At 53.0% G+C, this 16,828-nt stretch carries 11 protein-coding genes and 1 pseudogene; 5 read left to right on the top strand and 7 right to left on the bottom strand.

Going from position 1 to position 16,828, the window contains the following annotated elements; translation table 11 throughout:
* Positions 1 to 154 precede the first annotated feature (154 nt).
* From HYD27_RS09180 to HYD27_RS09160, 5 genes are all read right to left on the bottom strand, one after another.
* A complete protein-coding gene (locus HYD27_RS09180; RefSeq protein WP_219213966.1) occupies positions 155 to 1,108 on the bottom strand; it encodes a carbohydrate ABC transporter permease in 954 nt (317 codons plus the stop codon).
* Positions 1,109 to 1,120: 12 nt separating this feature from the next.
* A complete protein-coding gene (locus HYD27_RS09175) occupies positions 1,121 to 2,044 on the bottom strand; it encodes an ABC transporter permease (protein WP_228745051.1) in 924 nt (307 codons plus the stop codon).
* A 183-nt stretch (positions 2,045 to 2,227) separates the two neighbouring features.
* Positions 2,228 to 4,267 (bottom strand): MGH1-like glycoside hydrolase domain-containing protein, encoded by a 2,040-nt coding sequence (locus HYD27_RS09170; protein ID WP_219213964.1) that lies wholly within the window; start codon positions 4,265 to 4,267, stop codon positions 2,228 to 2,230.
* A gap of 30 nt (positions 4,268 to 4,297) precedes the next feature.
* Entirely contained in the window at positions 4,298 to 5,827 is a 1,530-nt protein-coding gene (locus tag HYD27_RS09165; RefSeq protein ID WP_219213963.1) for an ABC transporter substrate-binding protein, read from the bottom strand.
* A 107-nt stretch (positions 5,828 to 5,934) separates the two neighbouring features.
* Complete coding sequence (locus tag HYD27_RS09160) at positions 5,935 to 7,371, bottom strand: ABC transporter substrate-binding protein (RefSeq protein WP_219213961.1); 1,437 nt, start codon at positions 7,369 to 7,371, stop codon at positions 5,935 to 5,937.
* Positions 7,372 to 7,437: 66 nt separating this feature from the next.
* Here HYD27_RS09160 and HYD27_RS09155 point away from each other — a divergent pair, with 66 nt between their 5' ends.
* Complete coding sequence (locus HYD27_RS09155) at positions 7,438 to 9,279, top strand: cache domain-containing sensor histidine kinase (protein ID WP_219213959.1); 1,842 nt, start codon at positions 7,438 to 7,440, stop codon at positions 9,277 to 9,279.
* On the top strand, positions 9,251 to 10,879 hold the full coding sequence (locus tag HYD27_RS09150; protein WP_219213955.1) for a response regulator: 1,629 nt from the start codon (positions 9,251 to 9,253) through the stop codon (positions 10,877 to 10,879). Before HYD27_RS09155 ends, HYD27_RS09150 begins: the two co-directional genes overlap by 29 nt.
* An 812-nt stretch (positions 10,880 to 11,691) precedes the next feature.
* On the opposite strand, the gene HYD27_RS09145 is transcribed toward HYD27_RS09150, so the two are convergent.
* Positions 11,692 to 13,671, bottom strand: a complete 1,980-nt coding sequence (locus HYD27_RS09145) for a GTP-binding protein (RefSeq protein WP_219213954.1) — start codon at positions 13,669 to 13,671, stop codon at positions 11,692 to 11,694.
* 255 nt (positions 13,672 to 13,926) lie between these two features.
* Here HYD27_RS09145 and HYD27_RS09140 point away from each other — a divergent pair.
* From HYD27_RS09140 to HYD27_RS09130, 3 genes and pseudogenes are all read left to right on the top strand, one after another.
* Positions 13,927 to 14,276, top strand: a pseudogene (locus HYD27_RS09140) (SDR family oxidoreductase); the annotation flags it as partial.
* Positions 14,277 to 14,359: 83 nt separating this feature from the next.
* Positions 14,360 to 15,337, top strand: coding sequence for an S-layer homology domain-containing protein (locus tag HYD27_RS09135; RefSeq protein WP_219213951.1), 978 nt, complete (start codon positions 14,360 to 14,362; stop codon positions 15,335 to 15,337).
* A gap of 295 nt (positions 15,338 to 15,632) precedes the next feature.
* The gene (locus tag HYD27_RS09130) at positions 15,633 to 15,842 is read left to right on the top strand and encodes a hypothetical protein (protein WP_219213950.1); all 210 of its coding nucleotides are present in this window, start codon (positions 15,633 to 15,635) and stop codon (positions 15,840 to 15,842) included.
* A 251-nt stretch (positions 15,843 to 16,093) separates the two neighbouring features.
* Here the strand turns inward: HYD27_RS09130 and HYD27_RS09125 are convergent, their stop codons facing one another.
* Positions 16,094 to 16,822, bottom strand: coding sequence for a hypothetical protein (locus HYD27_RS09125; protein ID WP_219213948.1), 729 nt, complete (start codon positions 16,820 to 16,822; stop codon positions 16,094 to 16,096).
* Positions 16,823 to 16,828 lie beyond the last annotated feature (6 nt).

Raw genomic sequence — 16,828 nt, 5'->3', positions numbered from 1 at the left:
GCGCTTTCAAATAATTGGTGAATTAAATTTTCTATAATAACCTTTCAATTTCTTTGAACATTCGCAATAATCCCGGCATCAAAAACGACACATCCGAAGTGAGCCTCAAATGTGTCGCTAAACCTGTAATTGCCGCACATCTCCGATAGCTTCTTCAGCCTTTTACAGCGCCGACCGTCAAACCTTTAACAAAATATTTCTGCAAAAACGGATAGGCGAAGATGATCGGTCCAATCCCGACAATCGCCATGGCCATGCGTACGGTTTCCGTCGGAATTTTGGCCGCCTCACTGCCGGCCACCGCGCTGTCCACCATGCCGGAATTCAAATATTGAATATTGTAGCTGACCTTGTACATCAGGTACTGCAGGCTGACCCAATTGTTGTCGCTGATGAATATGGAGCTCGTGAACCAATCATTCCAGTAGACCAGGGTTTGAAACAAGCCGATGGTAGCCAGAACGGGCAAGGACAATGGCAGGACAATCTGCGCGAAGGTCCGGAATTCTCCGCCTCCGTCGATCTTCGCCGATTCTATCAGCGAGACAGGGATCGTATTCGCAAAGAAGGTTCGCATAATGATGACATTAAATGGCGAAACCAGGTGGACCATCACCAATACCCAGACGGTATTCTTGAGTCCGATCGCCGAATAGGTCAGGTACCAGGGGACAAGACCGCCGCTGAACAGCATGGTGAAAAAGACGGCAAAGGCAATGGCATTCCGCAGCGGCATATCCCTGCGGGATATCGGATAGGCAAGCAGCGAGGTCAGCAGCAGACTGCCTAACGTACCGATGACCGTGACCAGGATCGAAACGCCGTATCCGCGGAAAATTTTTTCGGCATCCTCAAATAAATACCGGTAGGAATAGGTTGAGAACACTTTTGGAAAGATATTGTATCCTTGCGTAATTATCGTTTGCTCGTCCGTAAATGAGACCGAAATGACCAGCAGCAGCGGATACAGGCAAGCGATGCTGATTACCGTGAACATGGCAACCAGCAGGATATTGGCCGGCCGCGAAACCTGGTTGCCGTAACCGGATGTTTTCGTTTTGCCGCCCTGCTCATAGGCCTTCGGCACAATCTCGACAGATGTACTCATTTCTTTCTCTCCTTAGTAAAGCGCGTTTTCCCTGCTTATTTTACGCACAATGTAATTGGTCAGCAGCACCAGAACGATCCCTACCGATGCCTGGTAAAAGCCCGCTGCGGCCGACATGCCGACATTTCCGCTGACCAGCAGGGAACGGTAGACGAAAGAGTCAATAACGTTTGTTGTTGAATATAAGGCCCCCGTATTGAGCGGCACCTGGTAGAACAAGCCGAAATCCGCGCTGAAAATTTTACCGATTTGCAGGATCACCATAACGATGATCACCGGTGCCATTAACGGAAGGGTGATGCCGCGGATTTGCTGCCATTTGGAAGCCCCGTCAATGACGGCCGCTTCATAGTATTCCTGATCAATCCCGACGATGGCGGCCAGGTACACTACCATGAAGTAACCGACATTTTTCCAGAGATTGACGAGCGGCAGGATCACTGTCCAGTATTTAGGTTCCGTATACCAGGAAATACCGGAGAAGCCAAGCGGCTCCAGAACAGCCTTATTGATATATCCGTATCCGCCTAGAAAGGCATAAGCAATGTAGCTGACGACGACAAAGGATAAAAAATACGGAAACAGCAGGCTGCTCTGAAAAAACTTGGCCAGGCGGCGGTTTCTAAGCTCATTCAAGGCTACTGCAAGAAAAATCGCCCCGACCGTATTCAAAACAATAAACAGCCCATTGTAAAGCAGCGTATTGCGGGTTGCTATCCAGGCATCCTCCGTCTGAAATAAATACTTGAAATTACTGACGCCGGCCCATGGACTTCCCAGAATCCCATCGACAAAGTTATAGTTTTTGAACGCGACAATAACTCCGAACATCGGGATATAATTATTGATAACCAGAACGGCCATCGGCGGCAGGATCATTAGGAACAAAGCCCGGTATTTGATTAATTTACGCAGGAATCCCGAGGTACTCCCCATAAAGCCCACTCCTTTGTTATCATTTCTTCTATTATTGTAAAAGCCTTCCGGCAGGAGTTGAATAAAATTATCTATGCCGGCATTAAAATTTCTATCTGACTTTCCGGCGCCGTTAACGACTGCAGGCACCGCCGAGTATGATACGTCGGCGATGCCTGCAGGCCATAATGCTCTATCCGTTGATTATCTTTCAATCCGGTCTGCCTGGCACACCAGCACCCGTTTTGGCTCACCCCGATACACCGTTTGACCATCGCATACAATTTCGCACGCTCCCGGAGAAAGCCTCACATCCACACGCAGATTCCGGTGCGGATAGCCGGTGATCGTGATGCTGCCTTGTTCAGGCGGCTGCGGAGACACCCACAGCTCCCCGTTCAGCTGCGGCTCAAAGCCGGCCAGGCCAAACAGGACAGCCTCCACCCCGGCAAGCCCGGCGATAATATTGGCCCGCTTGTGGGAAGGCGCCATCGGGCGGTCGCTGTAGTGCTCCTGCGGGAAATACGGCAGCAGTGCGCCCATCCAGAACAGGCGTTGCAGAACGTCCCACGCCAGCCCGGGCTGGCCGATCTCCCACAGCGTCTGCGCCAGCACGGGCCCTTCGCCTGTATAGCTGCCCCCGCCCGACCAATCGGGATCATTTAATTCGTAATGCAATTCATCTTCTGCGGAAATGCTGCTGATCCCGTATTCTCCGAGGAAAGCGCCTTCCCGCAGATGGCTCAGCAGGTCCGCCTCCATTTCCGGCGTGCAGACCCCCATCCGCAGGGAATCGTAGGCCTGTATAGTATAGACATATTCCACATGGCCGCTCGGATAAATGCACTTGAACCAGCCTTTGCCGGCATCCCACAGCTGCGCGCGGATGGCCGCCCGAATCCGCTCCGCCTGCCCGCGCCACTCCGCCGCCCCTTCCAGTCCAAGCCCAGCCGCCAAGTCGGCCAGGCGGTCATAACACCAGGCACGCTCCGCATTCGGGCTGGACACTACATGCTGATGGGCGGCGCTGCGCATTTCCAGCAGGTTACGCTGGTCCCCGTAATCCAGTAATTCGCCCCAATGCGGCAGCCGCTCTTCATCCTTCAGCAGCAGATCCCGCATAACCGGGAACAGCTCTGCAATGATTCCATGCTGCTTCATAGCGCACCAGGCAAGGTTGTAGAATGACCAAAGACTGTAGCTGTACGCCCCGTCCAAGCCTGTACCGTCGGGGGCAAACCGCGAATGGCGGTCGATGCCGCTGTCTACCATCAGGCGCAGGAGCTCGATGGATTTCTCCTTGCCAAACAGCAAATTAAGCGTTTGGGCCGCATAGCCGCCCGTATCCCACGGATAAGCGCAAATCCCCGCTCCTTCCATGCCGGCCACGGCCGGAAAGGGCCGGATGGCAAATTCCGGCTTATACCACAAGCATACCAGGCCGCTTAGCAGCGCACGGCGGTAGTAATTCTCCAGCCCCGGAATATCGCTCCGCAGGGTCGGAATCTGCCGGCCGGCCTCCTCCAGGCGCTCTTGCCAGAACGACGCGGCGGATTTCCCCCACTTGGCGGGGGAAGCTCCGCTGCGGTGAACGGCTTCTCCCGGACGCGACAGGATGACGCCGAAATGTACCGTCCGCTCCTGATCCGGCTCCAATTCAAAGCCGGCTCCGGTATCCGCCAGCAGCGAAAGTCTGACCTTGCCGTTCTCCCACACCGCTTCCTCCGCATACCCGGCCGGCTCCCCCTTAGGCGGAAAGCCGAAATCCCATTGGTCCAGCGGAACAAAGCCGGGACAACCCGGCGCAAGAACCGGGTTAAGCGCAACCTCCAGCTTGCGGTTCGTCCTGTTCCTCACGCTCACGCCAAGCATGAACCCCGGGCGGTCGGCGAATGGAGACAGCTCGCTTTGCACCGCAAGGGAGAGCAGCTGTCCGTGAACAAAATAATGATAGGTTCCGGTTCGCGCAAGCCGGTCGGGACGCCATTCGGAGCCGGCAAGCAGCAGGCCGCAATCGCCTTTTCCCATATTGCCCGTGTCCTCGATCAAATGCCCCTCCGCCACAATTTGCACCTGCAAGGCGGCATCCCCTGCCGCAAAAGGCGGCGACCAGCAGCCCTGCACGCCCATAACGGTGTCCGCCCGGGGCGCAACTGTCGCATAACCGCTGTTTACCGCGATATAATTGGGCGGCGCCGTGCTTTTCCGCAAGTCCAGCGCAAATTCCTGCAATTCATATGCCATAGGTGCTACCAGCCTTCCATGGGTATAAAATTACTGCTTGCTGCCCAGAAACGCATCAATCTGCTTCTGCTTCTCGGCAATGACTTTATCGAGTCCGGCTTTTTTCATCTTGTCGATGAATTCCGGCAATATTTTCTCGTAATCCAGCACACCTGTGCTCAGACCGTCGATATAAGAGTTATAAATGTTTACAATCGCCGCTTCTTCATTTTTTACAGGCTCGGAATCATACATAAAGCCAACGATTGCGGAAGGCGTGGCAGATGCGTTGAATTCCTGGTACTTCTCCCATTTTTGCGGGTCTTCATTATCCCACAGGTAGTTGAGGAACTGGTTGCCGAACATGTAATTGTTGCCCGGCGAATATCCGGTCTGTCCGGCCGTCATTCCGTCCGGAACCTTAATGGTCGTATCGTTGACCTTCGTGTAATGCTTGCCTTCCACACCCATAACCAGCGTGTTGAGAATCTCGGCATCGGTATGCAGCAGATTGATCAGCATCATGGCGCGCTCAGGATTATTGGAGGTTCTGGAAATGGCGGTCATGGCGCCGCTCAGATCACCGCTTGCCGTATAAGGCTCCGTCAGCACGACCTGTACCAGCTGATGCCCGTATTGCTGGCTAAGCTGAGCGTCTTTACCCGGAGTAAGCTGCTGCCACTGGGCAAAGATAGTCCCGGCTTTGTTGGGCGGAGCATTGTCTTTTTGCGTAGCCGGATCATTCTGGAAATAACCTTTTCCGTTCCACTCCTTCATCAGCTTTAACATCTCCAGCATTTCCGGCGCTTCCCATTGGTTCACAACCGTTGTCGAACCGTCCATGCGGATTGCGCCGGGAACAGCCGAGTTGCCAATCATTTCGTAAGGAATCAGGGTGACGTTATTTTTGCCGCCCCACATCGGGATCATATCGGGCTCATTTTCCTTGATCGTTTGCAGCATGGGCCCTAAATCCTTAAGCGACTTGATGGTGCTGATATCAAGCTTGTATTTGTCGACCAGCTCCTTGTTGAGCACGATCCCAAACTCGCTGGCCATTTCCTTCTCTGTCGGAATCGCATACGTTTTTCCGTTTACGGCCGTACCTGACAGAAGCAGCGGATCTATTTGCGCCTTTGTTTCTTTGGCATACTGGTCGATCAGCGGCGTCATGTCGAGAAACGCGCCTTTGGCCACGTTGCCGTTGAAGTTATCCCAACCGGCTGTAAAAGCAAGATCAAACGGTTCACCGGAAGCCGACATCAAATTGATCTTCTGGGACCAGTTCCCCCAATCGACCGCATTGATCTTGACGGTCGCATTGATTTTGTCCTTGAGCAGTTTGTTCAGCTCCTCTTCCACCAATGCCTTGTCTTTCTGCTCCGTACCCGGATAATAGATAGACAATTCAGCCGGCGGAAGCGCCTCAGTCACCGGTGCCGTTTCAGCCGCACTGCTTGTGGCGGCGGAAGACGGCTCAACATTCGCATTATTGCTGTTGCCGCCGCAGCCCGCAAGTGCCGTAAAAGTCACTAACAGGGCTGCGGACAGCACCCGCGTACTCTTCTTCCTGTGTTTCATTTGGATGCCCCCTCTAATTGTTGATGCCAGACTTGGCTTTACAGGTTTTATTGTAGGCGCTTACAAATTGAAACTGAATAAAATAATCTACGACAGCCTTTAATTTTCTATTGCGTTTCTTTTAGGGGCTTCCGCGGGTCAAAGGCCGGGTTCACAAAATCCTGCAGGCTGATCAGCTGCTTAACCACTGCATCATTTAACGAATTATTGTATTGAACTGTCAGGTTATGGAGCACTTCAGCCGGCGAATGGATGCCCTGCAGAATTTCTCTGTAGGCCTTCATGCGGGCGGTATCCCCCACATTTTTTGCAGCGAAGGGGCTTGGAGTATTCTGCAAAATAAACTTGGGCTCCCTTGGATAAGGGGATTCCTCCGCATTCGGAAGAAAAGCGCTGAACTTGGGCAGCCCGGCCTGGTACTGCGGGTCGTCGGTAACCCCCGCTAGCGTCGGTATGGCGCCGCCCTGCCTGTACAGCTCCCCGAGGAATTCGGAGGACAGGAGAAACTTCCATAGCTCGACCGCTTCCTGCTTGTGCGGGGTATACGCATTAATGGCAAAGGGCGGCTCCGGAAATTCCATCAGCTTGCCTTTCCCGTGGTCCAATGTCTCCCGCAGCGGCGGCATGGCAATTCCCCAGTCAAACGTCAACGGCTTCATCCGGCTGAGCAGGGCATAATCATGATTGGACACCAGCATCATTCCGATATTCCCTTCGGCGAATTGCGTCAAAGCGGTATCGCTTTGCAGTGAAGTTTCCCCCGGAAACAGCCCCCCCTCTTTCTTCATGGCCAGCATGGTATTGAACCAGGGCAGGTAGACATTAAAATCATATTTGCCGGCAGCAAAATTATAGTAGTAAAGCCCGCTGTAAGTGCTGCTTATTTCCAGGGCCTTCTGGAAGGTTTCATCCTCCCCGGCCGGAAGGGCAAACCCGTATTTCCGGTATCCCGTTCCGGCAATCGTAATTTGATTGGCGGCCTGCCTTAATTCCTGCCAGGTTGTTGGAGGCGCATCCGGGTCCAAGCCCGCATATTTCAGCAAATCCTTGTTATAAATCAGCCGTAAGGTCATCGTGCTGGAAGGAATGGCATAAAAGTGATTGTTGTTCCTTGTGTAACCGGCGGCCCATTCGGGAAAATCCTTCGTAAACGTTTCATCCACGGCCTCCGATAAATCCAGCAGCCAGTTCTTATAGATATAGGTGGTCAGCCAGCCTGTTCCGATTTGAAACAAATCCGGTCCTTCACCGGAGGTCATGCGCATGTTGAGAAAATTATCGTATTGGTCTTTGGGCAGATTCAACACTTCCACCTCGTAACCGGGATGGCTGCCGTTGAACCGGCTGATCAGGTTTTCCAGAGTCTTGTCATCCGAATATGTCCGGACGGCCAGCGTTAAATGGACGGCCGGATCGGCAGCCGCCTGCTGATCCGTTTCCGGCAGGCCGCCGCTGCCGCTGCCTCCCCTGCAGCCCGGCAAGGAAATAGCCAGCAGGCCGGCCAGAAGCAGCTTTTGTGTCTTGTAATGAAACCTTTTATTCATTTTTGGGGTTCCTTCCTTTATAATGATGTCTAGCAGTTCGTAACCTGTCCTAAGGGAGACTTGCTCATGCTTCGAAAACTTGCCGCCAGCCGCCTTCCATTCAACAATGTTAGTCTCAAATACAGGCTGATGCTATATTTTTTATTTCTGGTCATCCTGCCTACCTCCATTATCTCTGTTACCATTTATAACGAATCCTACCGGACGATCACGGAGAACATCAATACCGCCGTGCAAAAAAACCTGAATATGGTAGAAATCATGCTCCTCAATAAATTCGAAGAAATGGACGGGCTGGCGGACTCCATCTATCTGAATTCCGAAATGGTCGACATTCTGTCTGCAGACCGTCCGAACGACCAGGTGGCCGTTGTAAATGAATTGATGAGCCTGGAGAAAATCATCAGCAGCTACGATTTGTCCGGCGACCGCGACATGCGGTATGTGCCGAAGCTGTATATGCTGGACAGACCCGAATACCAGCTTTATAATTTTTCCCGTAATGTATCTGCCCTCAGCCAGATTGAAAGAGAGGAGTGGTATACCGGACTTCCCCAGAAATCCCGCTATACCATCGTCGGGCCGCACGCCATACAGGACTCTGCAGAAGATTTCACAGGCACGATCATGCTTGCCAAAAGATTATTCGGCTTAAACAATGTCACCATTCCATATGTGGGCCTGCTTACGGTGGAGACGGACATCAGCAATTTCACGGCCATCCTGAATCAGTTGAAGCCGTCGGCCAACAGCCGGATTCTTATTGTCGACAACAAGGATAATATAATTATTAGTCCGGATGCCTCGCTCCTGCGCAGCAATTTGTCTTCCGAACCCTATTTTCAAAAACTGGACAGCCAGCAAAGCCGCAGCGGCTCTTTCGAGGAAAGCATCGAGAAAAAAGCCATGCTGGTATCGTATCAAAAGATCGACGCTTTCAACTGGACGGTCATCTCCGTCTCGCCAATCAGCGACCTCAACGGGAAGCTTGTCGCCATCCGCAGAGTCATGTACCTGGTGATGGCCTTGTGCATGGTGCTCGCTTTCTTGATCGCACTGGTCCTGTCCAACAATATAACCAGTCCAATCCGCAAATTCATCAAATCCATGTCTTTCGCGCAGGAAGGCAACTTCGACCTGGTGATCCATTACAAGCGCAAAGACGAGTTCACGTACTTGTTCAGCCAATACAATAAAATGATAAAGCAAATCAAGGAGCTGATCAATAAGTTATACATCAGCGAAGTCAAGAAAAAGGAGGCAGATTTGAAAGCGCTTCAAGCGCAGATCAACCCGCATTTCCTGTACAATACACTCGATTCCATCAACTGGATCGCCCTGCGCCACCGGGTTCCCGAAATCAGTCAGATGGTAACCTCATTGTCCGACTTTTTCCGCTACAGCCTAAGCAAAGGCCGTACCATCATTCCGATTGAAGATGAAATTAAGCAGGTTGAAAGCTACCTTACGATCCAGAAAATCCGCTTTAAGGAACGGCTGGAATATGCCATTGAGGTTGAGCCCGAAGTGTACGGGCATTACTCCGTCAAGCTCATCCTGCAGCCGCTCGTGGAAAATTCGCTGGTCCACGGGATCGAGAAACGGCGCGGAAACGGAAGCATCGCCATCCGCGCCCGTAAAGAGGAGGACTGGATCGTCATTGATATCAGCGACAACGGCATCGGAGCGAATATCGATGAGCTGAACGAAATGCTGCTGAGCGACAGCAGCAGCAACTCATTTGGCCTGAAAAATGTAAACCAGCGGATTAAGCAAGTGTTCGGTCCGGTGTCCGGCTTGCAATACAGCCTTCATGAAGGCCCGGGCGTGACGGCGACCGTAAAATTTCCTTGCATAACAACCTTGGAGGGACTGGAATATGACACTCAAGATGATCATAGCCGATGACGAAGACAATGTGAGGGAAGGATTGAGAGATATCGTTCCTTGGGAAGAGCTGAATGTCGAGATCGCGGCGGTAGCCGCAGACGGCCAGGAGGCGCTTGAGCTGTGCCGGAAGCTGAAGCCGGATATTCTGCTGACAGATATACGGATGCCGATGATGGATGGTCTGGAGACCGCCATGAAGCTGAAGGAGCTCCATGAGCAGGTCCGGATCATCATTATCAGTGGCGTGCAGGATTTCAACTATGTGAAAACCGCCTTGCATCTGCATGCCGACGGTTATATTTTGAAGCCGATCAAGATTCCTGAGCTGCAGGATACCGTAAATAAAGTAGTCGCTTCCATCACTATGGAACGGAACCGTGATGAGCATGAGCAAAGGCTAAAGCAGCAGCTGCAGGAGAACCTCCCTACGCTGCGCGAGAAATTCCTGGCCAATCTGCTGCAGGGGATGTACAAAAGCGAGCAGGAAGTGAGGGACAAGCTGGCCTTTTTTGAATTGCCCCTGGAAATGACCGGCTCATGGCGGGTGGCCGTATTTCAGATCGATCATTACGACAAAGCCATTGAGCGCTATAACGAAGAATACAAGCAGCTGCTCAGCTTCTCCATTTTCAATATTATGGAAGAAATTGCGGGCCGGAGCGGGAACAGCGTAACTTTCGTGATGAACGAAAATGAGTTTGTCGTGATTTCCAGCCAGGCGGCTATGGACAGTCACCAGCTTCTGGACCTCTGCCAGACTATCATTGACTGCATCAACCGCTTCCTGAAAATCGACATTTCCGTTGGCATCGGCAATCCGGTTACGGACATTCTTGAGCTCTATCATACTTATTACGAGGCCTGCTCGGCCATCGAATATAAATTTTTCACCGGCAAAAACTCCGTGCTGCAGATCAGTGATTTCAAAACGGAGCGGGCCGGATGGGAATTCCCCCTGGTTTACGAAGAACAGGCCAAGCTGTTCAATTACATGAAGATGGGGCAGCAGGAGGAGGTGGCCGGTAAGCTTAACGGCATTTTCGAGCTTGTCTGCTCCAACCGCAGCACGCCGGTAGGATATGTGCAGAGCATCTGTATCGAGCTCATCAACCTGGCATCCAAAACGGTATTTGAGCTGGGTCAAAACCTGGATCTGATCATCGACGATTTCCCCTCCATGTTCAGTGAAGTGTACAGCAAACGCGACGTTTCCGGTCTCCGGGAAACCATGCATGAATTCTTCAGCAAATTGACCGGCTTCTTTGCACTGAAGCACAATCAGAAGAACAGCCACATGATTAACAAAATCAAAGATATCATCGCAAAAGGATACATGGAAAATCTTACTGTCGCGCGGCTGTCCGAAGAAGTCTACCTGTCTCCGAACTACATCAGCCTCATCTTCAAGCAGGAAACAGGCGAGAATATTACCGAATATATCACGAAGGTTCGAATGGACGCCGCAAAAGAGCTGTTGAAGGATTTGGACCTGAAAATTTTGGAGGTCGCCGAAATGGTCGGATACGAAAATGCCACGTATTTCAGCACGGTGTTCAAGAAATATGCCGGGATGCACCCGCAGAAATACCGCTCCCTGTTAACATCAACGGACAAGTGAAAACGGCTGCGCCGTCCCTGACCGGGCTGCGCAGCTGTTTGCATTTCAGGTGTAAGGCTTCCTGCTAAAGCCAGGCGGGAAGCCAGGTGGAAAAGGTCACTTCATATTCCCCCAGCTGCTTTTTCGCTTGCGTTAGCGGGAAAAAGGAACCCTAATCGATCCGGTTCTCTCCCTTGCAGAGGAATTCGCCTGCATTAAGATGGAACTTGAACCATTCATCCAAAGAGCAGCCATTTTAGTGGTAAAAAGGATAACTAATCCACCGCATTCGGATCCTGGATCATCCCTAGTGGGAAAAAGTACACCTAATCCGGCTGAAATCAGGCATATGGGGGGAGCGGGCCTCCATTAGGTGTACAAAATCCCACTAAAGCCCGTTCAAGCCAGGATTCCAGCCCATTAGTGTTACTTTTTCCACTTCGCTTTCGTTCCTTATGAATCTCCTTGCCTTTCATCAGCTTGTTCAGGCTCTCCGGTTCAATTCATCCTGAATTCCGAAAGTGAATGGAACCCATCCAGATCGGACAAGGGATAGCCCCTCTTTTTCCTTCACCCATTGGGTGCAAGCTGTTTGTAGCAAGAAATCCCTTCGCATAGAGCTTTTTAGAGGGTTTGTGGATACTTATTTTCGAAATTCAGGATAAAATCTTATCTTTTCAAAATAACCCCGCAAAGCGGGGCCTTGGCTTCGATGATGACTCAGGTACTTTGCGGGGACCCCAAAACATATAAATTCTTATCTTTTAAAAAAGCCGTCCGGCGGAGCCAAGCCTCCCGGCGGCTTTTCTTACATGCAAACAAGCTCCAGTCCCTTACCCCTGCAGCGCCTTGCGCACGCTGAGGATATATCTGGCCTGGTCGAGCGGATTGACGCCCCGGCGGGTGCGCTCCGCTCTGACATCCGGCGGGCATTCCTCGTAGCCGGCAAAAAAGGAAGTGAATGTGCTGCGCCCCTTCGTGTAGGAGCTTAAGCTCACGGGATAATCCAGCGACGTTGCCAGCGGCAGCCGTCCTTCGATAATCATCCGCCCGCCCTGCAGGACAGGCGGCTCGAAGGTACCGCGCATCTGCACGAGGTCGTTCATGACGCGGCCGCCGTTCTCTTCGGGAACGACGATGCGGACCTGGAGAATCGGCTCCAGCAGCGTGGTGCCGGTCCGGTTCAGGCCGTCCATGATGGCCATCGGCGCAGCCACCGCAAAATCCAGCGGATGCGTATGCCACACATGATGCTGCCCCTCGGTCAGCGTCACCTTCAGGTCCGTCACCTCCCAGCCGTACAGACCCTGCATCAGCGCCTCCGGCACCCGGCGGGCGGTTTCATTCTGATACTGCGGCAGCAGGTCGGAGCTGCGGACCAGCGATTCATAACAGAGGCCGCTGCCCGGCAGACCCGGCTCAATCTTGAACCGCAGGATCGCCCAGCACGGCTTGGGCATCAGGTAGGCGACATAGCCTTCGCCTGCGCGGCTTGGCGTTTCCTTGTAAACGACCGACGGCCGGCCGAAGGTGACCTTCAGGCCGTAACGGCTCTCCAGCACACTGTCCAGAATCTCCAGCTGAATCGGACCCATGACCCTGATGTGCAGCTCCCGCTCATCCTGCAGCCACTGGGTATCGAGCAGCGGGTCTTCGTCGGCCAGCTCCTGGAAGGCTCCGATAACCTGATGCTCGTCCACCCCCGCAGCCCAATGCACACGCACGGTGAGCAGCGGCACAGCCAGCTTCGCTTCCGGGGGGATCGCCTCCGGGAGACCCAGCACATCGCCGATTCTTACACCGGACAACCCATAGACCACGGCGATATCTCCGGCCTCCAGCGCTCCGACATCCTCCGTGCGTCCGCCCTCGACCTTGCGGATCTGCGTCACCTTGCCCTGAACGTCCTGCGAATAATTCAGGATGATATCGCGGTTGCGGATCGTCCCCTGGTACAGGCGGACGAAGGCCATGCGGCCCATGCTCCTGTCCCGCTGAATGTTGTACACGATGCCGGACACCGGCAATTCCGGATTCCCTCCGGCACGGGGAAAGTAATCGGTCATCGCATCCAGCAGCTGCGTAATGCCCATGCCTCTCGCTGCAACGCCGTAGACGAGCGGATATAGGCTGCCCGCGGCTGCTTTTGCGGCCAGCTGTCTCTTCCAGGCTGCCCTGTCAATCGGAGCGCCTGACATGTACAAATCCAGCAATTCCTCGTCCCGTTCGGCAAGTGCTTCCAGCAGCTCCGTCCGCGCCGCAGTATCTGCGTCTTCTGCCCACAGATCCACGGCACCGGCATATTCCTGACCCTGGCCAAGCGCCTGCTGGACCGGAAGGATATCGCCGGACAGGTAAGTGCGGGCCTGGGCCAGCACAGCTTCAGGGTCCGCGCCGACCCGGTCCATTTTGTTCAGAAAAATAATCGTGGGTATCCCCAGCCTGCGCAGCGCATTCCAGATCATCTCACTCTGGGCCTGCACCCCTTCAACCGCGGAGAGAATGAGCACCGCACAGTCCATCACCCGCAGGCTGCGCTCCACCTCGGACAGAAAATCGACATGCCCCGGTGTGTCGACAAGGTTCACCTGCACGCCCCGCCATCCGAATGATGCCAGGGCGGCACGCACGGAAATTCCCCGCTGCCGCTCCACTTCCAGGGAATCGGTCAACGCTGTCCCGCTGTCCACGCTGCCCACCGCCTTGATGCGGCCGCTCTCATACAGAATATGCTCGGTTGTTGTGGTCTTCCCCGCATCGACATGGGCAAAAATTCCCACATTGATCCGTTCCTTCCCCTGCTGCTGAATCATCTATGTTCTCCTGTCATGAATTGAATTTAAGATCGTAGCGCTGTCATCCCTAAGTGTACAGCGAACTGGCGCTTCTCTTCAATCCTTACCCGGCATGAACTGCCTCCGCAGGAAGCAGCAGGCTGGTTCATCCCGGGGGGACAGGGTATTAAGTTACTGAAGCTTTAGCATATGCTTCCGAAGCGTGTTTTTGCACGAAGCTGTTCAAGGAAGACTATGCTTACAAAACTCCGGGAGGAATGGAATATGACAGATAACCGGGTATTCTCCAACTTCGGGGCGTCGGCTTATTCGACCTCGAGGCAGGACAGACCGCTTTTATGAAAATGGCCGCCTTGGAGCTGGCGCAATATGCCATTCGCGTAAATGCCGTCTGTCCCGGTTCAATTGACACCAACCTTGGCGATAATACCTATAAAAGCGACGACCTGGAGGAAGTGAAAATCCCCGTGGAATTCCCGGACGGCAAGCACCCGCTGGAGAATGCGCCCGGCAAGCCGGAGCAGGTCGCTAATCTGGTGCTGTTCCTGGCTTCAGATGAATCGTTCCATGTTACCGGTACCGAGGTTATTGTGGACGGTGCGGAGTCGCTGCTGCGCGGATAAATTCTACACCCACCATTTATTTTGCGCGCGGCTGCAACCTTTCGGTGCATTTGGCCATCTAAGAGGATAAGAGGTGAGGTACAATGAACAAACAATCTTTCCGGATGCGCGCGAAAAAAATGACTATTGCGTGCGGCATTCTGGCGGCAAGCGTGTCTTTTGGAGCATCGGCTTTTGCTTTCTCCGATTTAAAGGGAGACCCTGCCGAGTCCAAAATCAATGCATTGCATAAAGAAGGAGTCGTTAACGGAGTGAGTGCGGACAGATTTGCGCCAAAGTCGAAGGTTACCTTTGCCCAAGGCATTCAATTTATCGTCAGCGGCCTGCAGCTGTCCCCGAAGCCGTCCAGCGGGAGCAGTTCACCTGCGGCCAGCAGTTATTTTGACAAAGTAAACGATAAGGCCTGGTATGCATCCTCTTTCCTGATTGCACAGCAAAATGGTCTGTCCCTGGACAAGTCGGCTGATCCGAATGCTCCGATGAGCCGCATCCAATTCGCGCATTTGCTGACCCAGGCTTTGCAGAGCAAGGGGAATTTCCCGGTGACGCTGATGTACGCCGACATCACGGATGGCGCCAAGCTGTCTAATGCAGAGATGAACAGCCTGCAGATTCTGGTGAACACCCGTCTGGTGACGCTGGAGAAGAACAATACCTTCCGTCCCAATGAGGCGGTTACCCGCTCGGAAGCGGCTGCCTTAATCTATGATGCGGCCGAGTTTGCCAGAACGGTAATTACTCCGGATGACAGCAACACGGCCCCTTCCAATCTGTACGCAGGCTCCGTAACTCTGGAAAAAGCCGGCGATGGCGTAAACAAAGCCACACTGACCGTCAACGATCTGCCGAATCCGGGCTACGGACTGAAGATTGACCGCATTGAATTCGGCCCGGACAAAACAGCGGTAATCTATTTCAGCGTGACCCAGCCCGCCCCCGGCAAAATGTACCCGATGGTCATTTCCAAAGGCACTGCAGTTACGTATCTGCCGGAAGGCTACACCGCTACCGCCCAGTCCCTGACCGCCAATCCTTCATCTTCCGGCTCCAGCGCCATGTAAGCCTTGATTCGGAAGAATCGGGAATGAAATTCAACCGGCCTGAACGCAAGGGGTTGTGCTTCCGCTATAGGAGCACAGCCCCTTTGCGCTTGATGGAGCGGCACCGGCTGCTGTATTTATGAATAAAATAACGGCAAAAGGAAGCTTTTAGAATGCGTTGTTATTTCGGCAGCCCCTGCGGGCTAATCTCATTCAGGCTGGAGTAACATTTGATGCCGGTGGAGGATGCTAAGTTGATTTTCTATTTTCTACATCTAATTTTGCAGTTATCATTCAGTCTAAAGATCCAAGTGGAATGAATACGCTTAATTTATCGGAATTCATCAAAATAAGCCCTAATCCGTGTGCTGCAAAATTTTTAGTGCTACTTTTTCCACTTCATTCTTTGGAAATGGCGAAAGCGGCTGAATTAGTGTTACTTTTTCCACTTACCTCCCCAGGGCTTGGCAAGGATATTTTTGGGGAAGCGGAAATTACTGCCTTAGAAGTTTACACTATCCAATGAGATTAATAAAACGATTTAATTTGAAATATTCATGACCCGCTGGGTCACAAATTCCGATGAAAATGTTGGAAGAGCTACGCAACCGCAGGAGCGGCTTCGCTTGTCTGACTTATACGCAACCGCAGGTGCTGGCTTCGTTTGTCTGCCTTTTACGCAACCGGTAAGGCTTCGCCCGTCTGCCTTTTAACGCAACCGAAAGAGCCGGCAGCGTCTCGTTTACCTGCAGCTCTGTTATCTGCGGCGTTCTCCCGTTACGGCGTCCACTCATCATGGACAATGCCTACCAGCGCGCGATCATCGCCGATTTTCTCAAAGACCAGCCGCAGGCTGCGCCAGTCCATGCCTTCATAGGCAGGATCTACGCCGTCGATGTAATATTCAACGAAGTCGTAGCTGTCCTTGGGATATACCTCGTTGATATTATTGAGCGTTGTTCCATGCCCCAGCCCTTTATTCAAGGCCGTTTCGGCATCATTCAAAAAGTCGGCATCGTATACAAACCGCTTGAAGTATTCCGCAAAGCTCAGCTTGATGCTCTCCCCCGACCCCGCAAATTCGCCCCATACATAATCCCCGGAGTCCTGCATCAGGCCCTTCAGCTCATCCCTGCCGAATACAAGGTCAGCTTCCGTATTAACATAGGCATAGGGTGAAAAACGGATGCCTTTGTCCCTATGCGCCCACGACGCAAGCGTCTCCATATTCCCCTGCTGCAATGCTCTGACTACCGTAGCGGCTGCCTCCATAGCTGTTGGCGGCATGCCTTCCTCCGGTGCTTCCGGAGCCTGGGACGGTTCGGCTTCCGCAGGTTCCGAAGGAACCGGCGACGGGCTTGGCGATTGCGGCGCTTGTGTCTGCTCCTGGGTCTGCTCCGGTGCCAGTGTAGCCTCCGGAGCTGCTTCAGGCGCTGCATTGCAGGCGGCCAGGACAAGCAGTACAGCGGCCAGGGCAGAGCGCCCGAATATGTTGACAGTAATCATGACATC

Source organism: Paenibacillus sp. S150 (assembly GCF_019352175.1).
Lineage (GTDB): Bacteria > Bacillota > Bacilli > Paenibacillales > Paenibacillaceae > Paenibacillus_AQ.
This window is presented reverse-complemented; position numbering and strand designations above follow the sequence as displayed.

What these genes read in the sequence shown, in the direction of transcription:
- HYD27_RS09160 (WP_219213961.1), bottom strand. Translation starts at nt 7,371, where the DNA reads ATGAATAAAAGGTTTCATTACAAGACACAAAAGCTGCTTCTGGCCGGC.
- HYD27_RS09175 (WP_228745051.1), bottom strand. Translation starts at nt 2,044, where the DNA reads ATGGGGAGTACCTCGGGATTCCTGCGTAAATTAATCAAATACCGGGCT.
- HYD27_RS09155 (WP_219213959.1), top strand. Translation starts at nt 7,438, where the DNA reads ATGCTTCGAAAACTTGCCGCCAGCCGCCTTCCATTCAACAATGTTAGT.
- HYD27_RS09180 (WP_219213966.1), bottom strand. Translation starts at nt 1,108, where the DNA reads ATGAGTACATCTGTCGAGATTGTGCCGAAGGCCTATGAGCAGGGCGGC.
- HYD27_RS09130 (WP_219213950.1), top strand. Translation starts at nt 15,633, where the DNA reads ATGAATACGCTTAATTTATCGGAATTCATCAAAATAAGCCCTAATCCG.
- HYD27_RS09135 (WP_219213951.1), top strand. Translation starts at nt 14,360, where the DNA reads ATGAACAAACAATCTTTCCGGATGCGCGCGAAAAAAATGACTATTGCG.
- HYD27_RS09165 (WP_219213963.1), bottom strand. Translation starts at nt 5,827, where the DNA reads ATGAAACACAGGAAGAAGAGTACGCGGGTGCTGTCCGCAGCCCTGTTA.
- HYD27_RS09125 (WP_219213948.1), bottom strand. Translation starts at nt 16,822, where the DNA reads ATGATTACTGTCAACATATTCGGGCGCTCTGCCCTGGCCGCTGTACTG.
- HYD27_RS09145 (WP_219213954.1), bottom strand. Translation starts at nt 13,671, where the DNA reads ATGATTCAGCAGCAGGGGAAGGAACGGATCAATGTGGGAATTTTTGCC.
- HYD27_RS09150 (WP_219213955.1), top strand. Translation starts at nt 9,251, where the DNA reads ATGACACTCAAGATGATCATAGCCGATGACGAAGACAATGTGAGGGAA.
- HYD27_RS09170 (WP_219213964.1), bottom strand. Translation starts at nt 4,267, where the DNA reads ATGGCATATGAATTGCAGGAATTTGCGCTGGACTTGCGGAAAAGCACG.